Below are 12768 nucleotides of genomic sequence, written 5' to 3' on the forward strand. Positions count from 1 at the left end.
GCTTCGCGTTGCCGAACGGTGGGCCACCGGGGTTGCCCGGCAGCCCACCTCGACATCGGTCGTCACAGCATGGATTCAAGGATTTCGACGGCCCGCCGCAAGCCACCGGCTTCCTGGATCTCCTGCCGCATTTCATTCACCCGCAGCCGAACCACCTCACTCGTGGTGATCTGCTCCAAGGCCTCCCGGAGCTGCTCCGGGGTGACCGTCTCGCAGTCCAGCCGGGTGCCCAGGTCAAGTTCCTCGATCCGGGCCGCGTTCATGAACTGGTCGGTCGCCTGCGGAACCGCGATCAGCGGCACCCCGTGGGACAGGCCCTCCATAGTGCCGCCCATGCCCGCGTGCGTGATGAACGCGCTCGCCTGCGACAGCACCCGGAGCTGTGGAATCCATTGCCGCACCTCGAAATTCGGCGGGAGCTCACCGAGTTCCGCCGGGTCCGTGGACCGCCCGACCGACATCACCACGTGCCAGTCGAGGTCGGCGAACGCCCGCAGGCATTTGCGGTAGAACTCCAACTGGTGGTTGTAGGCCGAGCCCAGCGAGATCACCAGCACCGGACGAGAATCCGGGGCCTGCCAATCCCCCTGGAATGCCCGGTCGGTGAGCATCGGGCCGACGAAGTCGAACGAGTCTGAAACTCGCTCCCCGTACTGGAACGTCCGGGGAATGGTCACGATGCCGCGGCGCGGCTTCCCCATGTCCTGGAAGGTCACCTCGACACCCTGCCGGACAAAGTACTCGTCGTACCTGGCGTGCACCGCGGAGGACTCGGGCGACGGTTCGATGCCAAAGGTCTCCTCGATGCCTTCGAAGTAGACGTGGGTCGGAGACAGCTGGATGCAGGGCACCTGCCATTTCTCGGCCAGCACGAGGGCGGGGAAGGCCGCGATGTCGTACACGATGAGATCCGGACGGTCCGCCGCGTACGCCCGTTCGAGCTGCGGCACTGCGGCCATGGTCTCGTCGAGGAACATCGTCAGGGCCGGGACCTCTTCTTCCGGCCACTCTTGCGTGGCAGCCGAGGGCCCCGGCAACGTCGAGGTGTAGCGGACCGGCGTCGCACCGGCCTCCTCGACCTGTGCCGCGAAGTCATCGGTCGTGGCGTACGTGACGCGGTGCCCGCGCTCCACCAGACCGGTGACCAACCCCAGTCCAGGGTTGACGTGTCCGTGCGCCGGGATGGACATGAACGCGATGTGCGCGGGCCTGGTGCGGAAGCTGTTCTGAGCCGTCTTGGCCATCTGGTTCTACTCCTGATCAGAAGCGCCCTCGGTCAGCGAGCAGCGCGAAAGGTAAGCTCGGATCGCAGCGCACGACCGCATCAGCCACTCGTCGCAGAACATCGGCACGCGGACAGCCGGAGACCAGCAGTCAGCGCCCGGGGTTTTCACGAGTGTGCACGAATCCCCTGACCTGGGAACGGGATGCGCGTCGAAGCGCCGTGGGTCAGACGGTGAAATCGCCTGAACATCGCCGCGTTCGCGGCGGCTTGATCAGTGGTAGAACTGCTGCCATTGGGCCATCGTTCGAGCCTAACGGACAGCCCGCCCGATGTCGCGTCCATTTCGCCAAGGCGCGCATGCTGTGCGGCCGGTCACGCAGCGAACACGTTCACCCGCAACGAAAACGGCGAGCGCCGCCCGAACCGCGGCTTAGGTTGGTGGCATGGACGTGATCGAGATCGCGCCGAACCTCCACATGCTGCGGCTCGAAACCAGACAGGCCTACCTGTGGCACGAGGTCCGCTCCGCGACCCTCATCGACACCGGGATCGCCGGTTCCGGTTCGGCCATCACGGGGCTGCTGACCGAACTGGGCATCGATCTGGAGCGGATCGTCATCACCCACGGGCACGAGGACCACGTCGGTTCCGCCGCCGAGCTCCGCGCCGCTACCGGTGCGCCGGTGCTGGCCCACGGCGCCGACGCGCCCGTCGTCCGGGGCGAGCGGAAGAAGGCCGAGCCCGTGCTGCTCGATTGGGAACGCCCCCTGCTCGAGGGCATCAACCCTAACGTCCCGCCTGCGCCGCCCTGCCCGGTCGACCACGAACTCGGCGACGGGGACGTGCTGGACTTCGCGGGCGGCGCGCGGGTGATTTCCATCCCGGGGCACACCGATGGGAGCATCGCTGTTTATTTGTCAAAGAGCCGAATTCTCTTCACTGGGGACACGATCGCCAACGTTGGCGAGCTGATGCTCGGCACGTTCACCGTGGATCGCGCGCGGACCATCGAGTCGTTCCACCGCCTCGCCGAACTCGACACCGAGGTCGCCTGCTTCGGCCACGGGGAACCGATCAGCAGCAAAGCCGGTGCGGAACTCCGTGCAGTGGCGCAAAAAACTCACGACGTCGCCCACAACAGTTCGGCCTTCACCGAAACAACACCTCCCTACAGTTGCTGGTCATGGACACCATGACGCCCGGCAACGACGCCCGAACCAACAGCAGTGCTGCGGTCGACCACGTGACCATCGCGCCGAGCATCCTGTACTTCGGGACGCCGGTCGTGCTGTTGTCGACAGAGAACTCGGACGGCACGGCCAACCTCGCGCCCATGTCGTCCGCATGGGCGCATGATCAACTTTCCGGCACCCGAGCAGTGGTCCGCCGTTGAGCAGCTGGCGCCCCTGACTGGCCGGAACCCGGTTCCGGACCAAAAGCGCGGCGTGTTCCGCTTCGAGCCGGACAAGTTCGGCGCCGCCGGACTTCGCCCGGAGCCCTCCGACCTGGTGCGCCCGCCCCGCGTCGCCGAGTGCCCGGTTCAGCTGGAGGCCCGGGCGACTCGGGTGCAGGCAGATGCCGCCGAGAACTTCCGCATCATCGAGGCGCAGGTGCTGCGGGTGCGCTGCGACCCACGCCTCGTGGTTCCCGGCACCCACCACGTCGACCCAGCGGAGTGGAGCCCGCTGATCTACAACTTCCGCCACTACTTCGGGCTCGGCCGGGAATTGGGGCACAGCTTCCGTTCCAGACCCCGCGGCCAGAAGCGGAGAACACCCAGTCGTAGACCAGTGTTTCGCGCGCACGAGGCGGAGCGCTCAGGCCGCGATCTCTGCCATTTCGCTGATCGCCTCCTCCACCATTCGCCTGGTGTGCCGCAGTTCCCGGCTGTCCAACGCGTCCCGCAGGGCGCGCAGATCCCTTTCGGTGACCGGTCGTGGCCGGCCCAGCTTGTCGAGGCTCTTCAACAAGCCCAGCTCGGCAAGCGCGGCACCGCGCGGTTCGTTGATGGACCGGAACATGTTCTGCGCATCCCGGTAGGTGCGTGCGGCCTCTCCGTACCAGCACGCGCGGAAGAGGACATTGCCGCGCATCTTGCGGTTGTAGGCCAGGGCGCTGGTCAGGTCCATCCGGCGGCAGATCTGCTCGGCCCGCGATAGCAGGCGCAGCGCCTCGTCGTGCTCCCCGCGTAACGACATGACGTCCGCCAGCCCCCGCAACGCCCAGGCGAGGCCCCGCTCATCCCCGCCCGCTTCGGCGATCTCGGCGGCCTCGTCGAACCGCCGCCAAGCGGAGTCCAGATCGCCCGCGTTGCGGTCGAGCTGCGCCAGGCCTTCCAATGCCCACACCGTGTGCCGGCACTCGCCCCGCCGACGGGCCTCCGCCAGCAGCTCCTCGTGGAGCACGCGGGCCTCCTCGTAATCCCCCCGGATCCGCAGCGTTTCGGCGATTCCGGCGACCGAATAGCCGTACGCGATCAGCTCACCGGCCTTCTTGGCCAGGTCCCGCGCGGAGCTGAGCCAGCGCACCGCGGCGGTCATCTGCCCGCGCTGCCGGGCCAGGGTGCCGCCGCTCCACAGCGCCCACGCCATCGCGCCCTGCTCGCCCGCGTCGCGGGCCGCCCGGTAGCTCGCACGCCACGCCGCGTCCGCCTCGTCGAGCCGGCCGAGGCGCCGGTACGCCTCCGCAACCGCCAGGCGCGCCTGCGCGAGCTCCAGCCCGGAGCCCTCGTCCACCGCCAGCGACTCGCGTTCCAACGCCGCCGCCAGCACGTCCTCGTAGGCCGTGTTGACCGACATGTCCCGGAGCTGCCCTTGGTACTCCGGTGCGAACGCCTTCCCGTACATCTCAAGCCACCTCGCCATTCCTGCCGCTCTGGTGCTCAAGACGCACCAAGTCTGGATTGCGGCCGTGCCCTCCGCCGGTCCCCTGGAGCGGAGGGCACAAGCCTTTTCGTACCCCCGAACGACATCCAAGTTACGGCTCGGCGGGGGTCCGGCGGCTCAGCCGAATTGGCAGCCCAGATCAACCGATCGGCCAGGAAAGAAGCAACCACTCCTAGTACTTTTGGCCGAGATCGACGTCGGTCAGGAACGATCCGAATGGCCGGGACGTTCGGCGGGTGGCAGCTGGCAGGCCGGGGTGGCACCGGGCAGCCGGAAGCGGTTCGCCGCGACCCACCGATACGCCCGATCGGCCAGCAGCCGCAGCACCGGGGCGGACATGCCCCAACCGAGCACCGGCCACGGCGCGCGGCACTCCTTGAGCAGCTCCGCGACCGCGGCCGCGCCGCCGAACACCCGACCGGACGTGGCCACCCACAGCACCTCGTGCCGGGCCCGGTCCGCGGTTGTCCGCATCGCCGCGAGATCTGCCTCCTGCCAAGCCTGGATGCGTATGCGGACCGGCAACCGCTCCGCGAGCCGCACGCTACGCGTGCAGAACCCGCAGTCGCCGTCGTAGATCAACACCGGCAGCTCACTCATGGCCTCGCGTGTCCCTTTCCACCGGGCCCGCCAGGTGCGGCGGGTGCACCCACCAACAACGGTCGCAAACGAGGCCGGTTTCGGCACAGCGGGTATGCGTTGCCGAGCAGCATCCGTGCGATGATCACCAGGTGAAGCGGAAGTCACGTCGAGCAGTTGACCCCCCGGGGGGGGCGGTTTCGGAGCTCCGCTGCGCGACGCTGGCGCCGGAGCGCGAATCCGCGGATCAACCCGGTCGGCCGGGGAGTCCCAGCCGACCGGTCGGCGCTCAGTCCAGGTCGTCGTGGCGCATCAGCAGGCGACCGGCCTCGGTCAGCGAGCCGGACAGAGACGGGTACACCGAGAACGTGTTCGCCAGGTTGTCCACCGTCACCTGGTTCTGCACCGCGAGCGCGATCGGCAGGATCAGCTCGCTGGCGTTCGGCGCCACCACGACGCCACCGACGACCACGCCGGTCTGCGGGCGGCAGAAGACCTTCAGGAAACCGCGCCGCAGGCCTTCCATCTTCGCCCGCGGGTTGGTGGCCAGCGGCATCATCACGGTCCGCGCGGGCACGTCTCCGCAGTCGATCGCCTGCTGGCTGATCCCGACCGTGGCAATCTCCGGGTGCGTGAAGACGTTCGCCGCGACGGTCTTGAGCTTGATCGGCGTGACGCCTTCGCCGAGCGCGTGCCACATCGCGATGCGGCCCTGCATGCCCGCCACCGATGCCAGCAGGAGCAGACCGGTGCAGTCGCCTGCCGCGTAGACGCCGGGCACGTTGGTCCGCGATACCCGGTCGACGGGGATGTAGCCGCCGCGGTCGGGCTCGATGCCCACCCGCTCCAGGCCGATGTCGGTGGTGTTCGGCACCGAGCCGACCGTCATCAGCGCGTGGCTGGCCTCGACCTGCCGCCCGTCTGCGAGGTGGATCAGCACCCCCGAGTCGGTGCGCTCCACCTTCTCCGCCCGGGCGTGCTTGACGACCTCGGTGCCGCGCTCGGCGAAAACCTCTTCCAGCACCGCAGCGGCGTCCGCGTCCTCGTGCGGCAGCACCCGGTCGCGGCTGGAGATCATGGTGACCTTGACGCCCATCTCGGTGTACGCGGAGGCGAACTCCACACCGGTCACACCGGAGCCGATCACGGCCAGGTGCTCAGGCAGTTCGGGCAGGTCGTAGAGCTGCCGCCAGGTCAGGATCCGCTCCCCGTCGGGCTCGGCGCCCTGGAGGATGCGGGGCGTGGCGCCGGTGGCGATCAGGACGACGTCCGCGGCCAACTCCTCGAAGCCGCCGTCGGCGAGGTCGACGCCGATGTGGTGGACGGCCATGCCCTTGGTCGGGTTGGTGAACCGCGCGCGGCCGGGCAGGATCTTCACGCCCTCGCGGCGGACCCTGGAGCGGATGTCGGCGGACTGCGCGAGCGCCAGGCCCTTGACCCGGCCGTGCACGACCGCGACGTCGACGTCGGAGTCCTCGCTCTTGGTGCGGATGCCGAGATCACGCGCGTCCCGGAACGCGGAGCGGGCGCCCGCGGACGCGATGAAGGTCTTCGACGGCACGCAGTCGTAGAGCACGCACGCCCCGCCGAGGCCCTCCGGCTCGACCAGCGTGACATCCGCCCCGTTCGAAGCCGCGACCAGCGCCGCCTCGTAGCCCGCGGGGCCGCCTCCCATGATCACGATGCGGGTCACTTCGCGCTCCTCCTCGGTCCGCCTGCCTTGTGGGCGCCGAACTCACCGTACGCTGCGACAAGTTCAGTCATTTCGGGTGGTACCGCCCGAGTTGACCATCGTGGCGCAGACCACCCGCGGTCATCCCGCGGGGAAGACGTGATCGGCCCGGACGTCACAGTTACCCACATTCGTGACGTAGTCCGCTCCGCCGCACGGGCTGTCGATCGCTACCCTGTTGGGCGTGCCTCTGTACGCCGCGTACGGGTCCAACATGGATCCGGCCCAGATGATGAAGCGCGCCCCGCACTCCCCGATGGCGGGAACGGGCTGGCTGGTGGACTGGCGGCTGACCTTCGGCGGCGAGGACTACGGCTGGGAAGGGGCCCTCGCCACGATCGTCGAGCAGCCGGGTTCCCAGGTTTTCACGGTGCTCTACGACGTCAGCCCGGAGGACGAGCAGCAGCTCGACAACTGGGAGGGCGCCGAGCTCGGCATGCACAAGAAGCTGCGGCTGCGGGTGCAGACGCTGGACGGATCGGTGCTGGCCTGGCTGTACGTGCTGGACGCCTACGAGGGCGGGCTGCCGTCGGCGCGTTATCTCGGCGTGATGGCCGATGCCGCCGAAGCGGCGGGGGCTCCCGAGGACTACGTCGAGAAGCTGCGCAAACGGCCGTGCCACAACGTCGGCCCGTGAACACCGCGTGACGTCCACCCTGAATATCACGTCTCACGTGTGATAATCACTCCGGTTGCACACGTGCGGTGAGGGGTGTCCGTGGCCGAGAACGGCGGCATGCCGGTCAACCAGCAGGACCGGCGTGAGCAAATCCGCCAGGAAGTGCTGGCCAGCGGGTTCGTCCGAATCGAGGGGCTGGCCGCCAAGCACGGCGTCAGCGGGATGACCATCCACCGCGACCTGGACGTCCTCGAACAGCAAGGTTGGCTGCGCAAGGTGCGCGGCGGCGCGACATCGACGCCGACCGCGCTGCTGGAGACCTCGGTGCGGGCCCGGATCGCCGACGCGGCCGACGAGAAGGCCCGCATCGCCAAGCACGCGGTGCGACTCGTTTCGCCTGGTCAAGTAGTTGCGCTCGACGACAGCACCAGTGCGCTGGCGGTCGCCGAACGGCTTGCCCCGCTGGGTCCGCTCACCGTCGTGACGAACTTCCTCTCCGTGATCAACCTGCTCAGCGGCGAACCCGGCCTGCACCTGATCGGACTCGGCGGCGACTACCAGCCGCCCTACGACGCGTTCCTCGGCCTGCACACGGCCAGCATGGCCCGCACGATGCGCTCCGACGTGCTGTTCATGTCGACCACCGCGGTGGTCGAGGGGCACTGCCTGCACCGCTCGCAGGAGACGATCCAGGTCAAGCGCGCACTGATGGAGACCACTGGCAAGCGGGTGCTGCTGCTGGATCACTCCAAGTTCGACCGGCGCGCCGTGCACGAGTTGGCGCCGTTGACCGAGTTCGACGTCGTCGTGGTCGATCCCGGAACCCCAAAGCCGCTGTTCGACGAGCTGCGGTCGGCGGGCGTGGCGCTGGAGGTCGCCGAAGGCTGACCGTCCGCGTGGCCGGGCGGCTGCCTGCGGCCGCCGCCGAACTCGGGTTGGGTGCCGTCGCGACCGCGGCCCAGCTCAAACTCACGGCCGCCTTGCCCGCAGAACTGCGCGATCGTGCCGATCGGACCACCGGAAGATTCCACCTGGACGCGCCGGCGTGGTCCACGGCGCGGACCGCACGCCGCACCTGACCGCACGCCGCACCTGACCGAGGTTGCCGACGCAGTGTGGAACAACTGCGCCGTGCGGATTCGCCAGCTGCGCTGGGCCGAACCCAGGAGACGACCCGAACCGTGCAGCCGTACCGGGTGGTCCTGAATGCGGGCCACTGGTACCTCTCGGCCGGTGCAGCCGAACTGATCCGCACCTACCGCATCTCCCGGATCGTCGGCATGCACGTCCTCGACGAGCGCTTCACCCGGCCGCCCGGGTTCGACCTGGCTCGCCGTACCGCGGAACTCCAGCCACGCTGAGGCGTTCCACATCGCGGTAGGACAGCGTCAGCGTTGGCACGGTGGCGGAGCACCAGCGGCATGACGCGATCGAAGCCCGAGTCGCCGAAGCTCACAACGAGTTCGTGCGGGACGGCAGGTTCGTCTTTAGGGCCGCTGACGACGCGACCTGGCATCGCGACATGCTCACCTTCACCGCCCCACATGGCCCCGGCCAGCGGTGGTGACATCGCCTGGACCGCACGCATCGTCGCGGTCCTCGACGAGGACGAGCGGATCCGGTCCGATTACCAGTTCCCCGGGTCGATCGCACGCGGGAGCGCGAAAACCCGTGCCATTGCGAATGGATTTACTGCGTCGACTCGGAGAAGGAGATCCGGACGGATCGCCGAGCGGTTCGCCGAGCAGGTCGACTGGGTCCTGGGCTGCCGGCCTGCGGTCATCCGGCGGTGCCCTGGAGCCGGGCCCGCTCGACCCGGGCCGACATCGCCAACCACTTCCGTACGATCGCCGAGTTCCGCGTGCCCGGGGAGACGGCCGGATCGACGCCCCGGATCCTCGTGGACGGCAAAGAGGCGGTCGTGCTCGGTGACATCCGCCAAACGTTGAAGGCCACCGGCAGGCCGTACACCGCATTCCGCGCGCTGCACCTGACCGTCGAGGACGGCCTGATCACGCGTTACGCCGTCTACAAGGACAGCCTCACCGCCGCCGAAGCCCTCGCCGAATCCTGATCAGGTCGCGGAGATCCAGCCCCGGGTGCGGAGCTCGTCGAGGAAGCGCCGGTAGCTGTCGTCCAGTTGGGACACCTCCGCCGGCACCGGCTCGACGAGTTCGCCCCCGGGCACCATCGCGGCTGCCGCCGTGCTCAGGTCCGGGTAGACCGAACCGCTGGCCGCCAGCAGCGCCGCACCCAGCGCGGTTCCCGCGCCTCGGACGCGCAGCACCGGGGCGTCCAGGACCGACGCCCGGATCCGGCACCAGGCAATGCTGCGGGCGCCGCCGCCTGCGGTGCGCACGGCGCCTTCCGCCGGGGCACCGAGCTGGGCCAGCCGCTCCAGCGCGAGCCGCTCGCAGAAGGCGACGCCTTCGAGGCGGGAGCGGTACTCGTCGATCCGATCCTCCGGCGCGCCCAGCACGAACCGAGTGGCGTGCTCGGCGACGAACGGGAACCGCTCCCCCTCGCCGCGCAGCGGGTAGTTGACCACGCTGGCCGGTCCCCGCTCGGTCGCCGCCGCGTCCAGGCTCGGCAGCTCAGCGGTGTCCACATCGGACAGCGCGGAGCCGCCGATGTTCGCCGCGCCGCCGGGCAGCCACATCCCGTCCGGGTGCAGGTGGCTGTACACCGCACCAGCCGGGTCGTGCACGAGTTCCTCGGCAACTCCCTTCAGCACCAAGGTTGTCCCGAGGACCGTCACGAAATGCCCGACGTCGACTGCTCCGCAAGCCAGCTGACCCGCGCAGCCGTCGGTCATCCCGGCGCGCACCTCGCAGCCGACCGGCAGGCCGGTCTGCGCCGCTCCCCTCGCGTCGACGGCGCCAAGCACCGCCGTCGGGCGCACGACCTCCGGCAGCAGGCGGTCCGGCACGCCCAATGCCTCGAAGACCTCGGTCTCCCACTCGCCTGCCACGGCGTCGTAGCCGCTCTTCAATGCGTGGCTGGAGTCGGTGGCGACGGGGTGCCCGACCAGCTTCCAGGCGATGAGGTCCGGGGGGTGGCAAACCAGCGCTGTGCCGTCCGGGAGGTGCCGCGCCAGCCAGCCGATCCGGGCCAGCCCGGAGCCCGCCGACGGGGTGATCCCGGTGCGCCGCCAGCGGTCCGCGCCGACCTCGGCGGCGATCCGCGCTTCCGCTTCGGCGCGCCGGTCGTCGTACATCAGCGCAGCGGTGAGCGGTTCGCCGTCGCCATCGACTGGGACGACCGTGCCCGAGGTCGCCGAGATCGCAAGCGAGCGGATCTCGGTGCTGCGCGGTCCCAATGCCGTCGTGCATTCGGCGAGGCAGTCGCGGACCGCGGGCCACCAAGTGGTCGCGTCCTGTTCGGAGCGTCCACCGCGCGACCGCACCGGCTGCGGCAGTGGCCGGGACGCCGAGGCGACCACCCCGCCCGCCGGATCGTGGACCTGCACCCGGACGTTGGCGGTCGCGACGTCGACACCCGCGACTAGTTCGGTCATAGGCGAGCCTCCCGTCGAAAGCTGTTCGCTCATCGGGCCTCCTGCAACCTCTCCAAGGCATCGGGCAGTTCGGCCAGCGAGTACACCGCCACATCGGGTTCGGCGAACTGCTCCGGCGTCGGTTTCGGCGGAGCTTCGCCGCGCAACACCCACACCGTGCGCAGCCCGACGCGGTGCGCGCCGCGCACGTCCGTGTCGAGGCGGTTGCCGACGTGCGCCGCGTGCTTCGGCTCGACGCCGGCTTCCCGCAGGGCGTGCTGGAAGATCCGCGGGTCCGGCTTCTCCGCGCCGACGACCTCCGAAACCGCCCAGATGTCGATGAAGTCGGCCACGCCATCCCGGCGCAACGCGTCCACGACGACCGCCCGCTGGTTGGCCACGACCGCGATTTTGTAGCGCCCGGCGAGCTGCCGCAGCGTCGGGAGCACGTCGGGGTGCAACGCCGATGGCGGGTACTCCCAGTAGCGCTCGGCGCGGTCGGACAGCCGCTGCCGGTCCTGCGCGGTGAGGAACCGCTCGGCGACCGCGGTGCGCAGGGACCCGCCCTGGGTTTGGCGGCGCTCGTCGTAGACCTGCTGGAACTCGGCTTCCTCGATGCTCCGGCCGTCTTCGGCTGCCAGTTCGCGCGCGGCACGCAGCAACGCGTCGCGGTAGGCCTTGTCGTCGTAGATGGGGCCGCCGACGTCGATCAGCACGAGGTCAATGCGGTCGGCTCCCGATTCGGAACGGGGTTGATGCGGCACGTCGCGTCCTTCCCGGTCGTGGTCCGCAACGGGGACCTTGGTGTCACGTCCCATCGCAAAATAACATCAATCTTGAAATTTTTAACACTCGAAGCTGTGATATTTACGGGTCGAGTCGACCGAGTCGACCGAGTGCCGTCCGACCGGGGTCGACACCTCCGGCCTGGCGGGGGGGGTGTTCGCGGTTATGCGGATCTCGAGGAGCGTTTCGGTAAGTAGGACGCCGTGAGTGTTTTTGGGTGTTACGGCACCCAAAAACGCTCACGGGTGTTCTTCCGCCACGGGCCCCCGGGCGACACCAGCAGATCCCCACGACCGTTCGGGAGATCACCGGATGAGTCCGGCTTCGGACGACGCGACCAATAATGGCCACTCACCCTAGGAACGGTTGCCGGTCGTCCGCACCACCGATGAACAGGCCGGGGGCCGGGGCGCGGCCGGGACCGCGCAAGCGCTGCTGGCGGGGCGCGGCATCAGCGAGGTGGCCCGCGACCTGGTCGGGACATCCGATCCGTTGCACCCAGGCGAGGCCAACCGCGCGCTTTACGACGACGCCTACGCGCGGTTCGCCGGGGTGCGCGAGGCCGCCTAGGCGGCCGGTCGGTTCCGGCGCGCGAGTTGACGTCCGGGGGCTCATCGCGCACCTCCGACCAACTCGCCGCGCGGCCTCGACCAGGCGAGCTGGAGCAAGGCGGCGGCCTGCCGGGTGCCCCGGCGATCTCTGCGCCGAGCGAGCCGTTCGGCGACGAGGGCCCGAAAGCGCTCGGCGGTGTCGCCCAGCTGGGCTAGCGCCTGTTCAAGGCAATCCAGCGCTGGGCGCTGCTCGCCGGTGCACAGCAGCTCGCAGATGGCGACGTCCAACGCCTGGGTGCGCAGTCCGTCGAGCTCGACGACGTCGCACTCCCGGACCCATGCCTGGTGGATGACGAGATCCGGCTGGGAGCGGAGTTCGCGGTCGTAGGGGATGGTCACGTGCACAACACCGCCGGCTGCCGAATCGCAGCCGTGCATCGCCGCCGCAGTCGCGCCGGACAGCACGGCGTGCGGCCCGGCGCGCAGCAGCGCGGCAGCTGCGCGGGTCAGCTGGTCGTGGACTAGGGCGGCCGGGATGACCACCCCGTACCAGGGCTCCACCCAGTCCCCTTCGTCGAGACCGGCCGCGAGCTCGGCGCAGCCGAGCACCTGCTCCGCGTCGCGGCGGGTCATGGCACCGTGCAGCGAAGGCCAGCTGCCCGGGCCGTCGTGTTCGGCGGCCTCCGGCGGCCGCACTTCGGGGGAGATGATGTTCGCGGTCATGCCTTTAAAGAGGCGGGAACCCCGCGAACAGATACAGCAGCGACCGGATACACCTCAATCAGGTGGAATCGGCCGGGATCATCAGGACTCCGGCGAAGCGGCCCCGAGCTCGTACTCGAACCAAACCCGGTGCGTGCCGTCGGCGTCGACGGCCAATCCGCCGCCGCCGGTG

16 protein-coding genes are annotated in these 12768 nt (G+C 69.5%); 9 read left to right on the forward strand and 7 right to left on the reverse strand.

The annotated features are described in order from the left end of the window. Nucleotides 1-62: 62 nt before the first annotated feature. Nucleotides 63-1244 (reverse strand): macrolide family glycosyltransferase, encoded by a 1182-nt coding sequence (locus tag FDZ84_RS07565; protein WP_168585313.1) that lies wholly within the window; start codon nt 1242-1244, stop codon nt 63-65. A 424-nt stretch (nt 1245-1668) separates the two neighbouring features. Between FDZ84_RS07565 and FDZ84_RS07570 the strand changes: the two genes are divergently transcribed. Continuing rightward, nucleotides 1669-2421 (forward strand): MBL fold metallo-hydrolase, encoded by a 753-nt coding sequence (locus FDZ84_RS07570; RefSeq protein WP_168585314.1) that lies wholly within the window; start codon nt 1669-1671, stop codon nt 2419-2421. Then, on the forward strand, nt 2409-2618 hold the full coding sequence (locus tag FDZ84_RS07575) for a hypothetical protein (RefSeq protein WP_168585315.1): 210 nt from the start codon (nt 2409-2411) through the stop codon (nt 2616-2618). Before FDZ84_RS07570 ends, FDZ84_RS07575 begins: the two co-directional genes overlap by 13 nt. Nucleotides 2619-3042: 424 nt before the next feature. On the opposite strand, the gene FDZ84_RS07580 is transcribed toward FDZ84_RS07575, so the two are convergent. From FDZ84_RS07580 to FDZ84_RS07590, 3 genes are all read right to left on the reverse strand, one after another. After that, nucleotides 3043-4071: a tetratricopeptide repeat protein gene (locus tag FDZ84_RS07580; RefSeq protein WP_168585316.1), complete on the reverse strand. Its 1029-nt coding sequence runs from the start codon at nt 4069-4071 to the stop codon at nt 3043-3045. Nucleotides 4072-4311: 240 nt separating this feature from the next. Continuing rightward, nucleotides 4312-4710, reverse strand: a complete 399-nt coding sequence (locus tag FDZ84_RS07585; RefSeq protein WP_168585317.1) for a thiol-disulfide oxidoreductase DCC family protein — start codon at nt 4708-4710, stop codon at nt 4312-4314. A 268-nt stretch (nt 4711-4978) separates the two neighbouring features. Continuing rightward, on the reverse strand, nt 4979-6382 hold the full coding sequence (locus FDZ84_RS07590) for an NAD(P)H-quinone dehydrogenase (RefSeq protein ID WP_168585318.1): 1404 nt from the start codon (nt 6380-6382) through the stop codon (nt 4979-4981). Between the two features lie 223 nt (nt 6383-6605). On the opposite strand from FDZ84_RS07590, the gene FDZ84_RS07595 reads away from it, so the two are divergent. The 6 genes from FDZ84_RS07595 (at nt 6606) to FDZ84_RS07615 (ending at nt 9114) form a co-directional block, all read left to right on the forward strand. Further along, on the forward strand, nt 6606-7058 hold the full coding sequence (locus tag FDZ84_RS07595) for a gamma-glutamylcyclotransferase (protein ID WP_010315748.1): 453 nt from the start codon (nt 6606-6608) through the stop codon (nt 7056-7058). A gap of 81 nt (nt 7059-7139) precedes the next feature. After that, on the forward strand, nt 7140-7928 hold the full coding sequence (locus FDZ84_RS07600) for a DeoR/GlpR family DNA-binding transcription regulator (protein ID WP_246868860.1): 789 nt from the start codon (nt 7140-7142) through the stop codon (nt 7926-7928). Nucleotides 7929-7936: 8 nt separating this feature from the next. Then, nucleotides 7937-8119 (forward strand): hypothetical protein, encoded by a 183-nt coding sequence (locus tag FDZ84_RS38645; protein WP_246868861.1) that lies wholly within the window; start codon nt 7937-7939, stop codon nt 8117-8119. A 36-nt stretch (nt 8120-8155) separates the two neighbouring features. Beyond that, nucleotides 8156-8401 carry a WYL domain-containing protein gene (locus FDZ84_RS38650; RefSeq protein ID WP_246868862.1) on the forward strand — a complete coding sequence of 82 codons (246 nt, stop codon included), beginning with the start codon at nt 8156-8158 and terminating at the stop codon, nt 8399-8401. Nucleotides 8402-8442: 41 nt separating this feature from the next. Then, nucleotides 8443-8607, forward strand: coding sequence for a hypothetical protein (locus FDZ84_RS07610; protein WP_168585319.1), 165 nt, complete (start codon nt 8443-8445; stop codon nt 8605-8607). Nucleotides 8608-8829: 222 nt separating this feature from the next. Beyond that, nucleotides 8830-9114 carry a nuclear transport factor 2 family protein gene (locus tag FDZ84_RS07615; protein ID WP_246868863.1) on the forward strand — a complete coding sequence of 95 codons (285 nt, stop codon included), beginning with the start codon at nt 8830-8832 and terminating at the stop codon, nt 9112-9114. Here FDZ84_RS07615 and FDZ84_RS07620 read toward each other — a convergent pair whose 3' ends face one another. Both FDZ84_RS07620 and FDZ84_RS07625 read right to left on the reverse strand, forming a co-directional pair. Further along, nucleotides 9115-10557: an FGGY-family carbohydrate kinase gene (locus FDZ84_RS07620; RefSeq protein WP_168589879.1), complete on the reverse strand. Its 1443-nt coding sequence runs from the start codon at nt 10555-10557 to the stop codon at nt 9115-9117. Between the two features lie 29 nt (nt 10558-10586). Next, entirely contained in the window at nt 10587-11354 is a 768-nt protein-coding gene (locus tag FDZ84_RS07625) for an HAD family hydrolase (protein ID WP_246868864.1), read from the reverse strand. Nucleotides 11355-11688: 334 nt separating this feature from the next. On the opposite strand from FDZ84_RS07625, the gene FDZ84_RS07630 reads away from it, so the two are divergent. Further along, nucleotides 11689-11892, forward strand: coding sequence for a hypothetical protein (locus FDZ84_RS07630; RefSeq protein ID WP_168585320.1), 204 nt, complete (start codon nt 11689-11691; stop codon nt 11890-11892). Nucleotides 11893-11933: 41 nt separating this feature from the next. Here the strand turns inward: FDZ84_RS07630 and FDZ84_RS07635 are convergent, their stop codons facing one another. Continuing rightward, nucleotides 11934-12596 carry a hypothetical protein gene (locus FDZ84_RS07635; RefSeq protein ID WP_246868865.1) on the reverse strand — a complete coding sequence of 221 codons (663 nt, stop codon included), beginning with the start codon at nt 12594-12596 and terminating at the stop codon, nt 11934-11936. Nucleotides 12597-12768 lie beyond the last annotated feature (172 nt).

Origin of the sequence: Saccharopolyspora sp. ASAGF58 (assembly GCF_012277335.1) — a bacterium.
In the GTDB taxonomy this organism is placed as follows: Bacteria; Actinomycetota; Actinomycetes; order Mycobacteriales; family Pseudonocardiaceae; genus Saccharopolyspora; species Saccharopolyspora hattusasensis.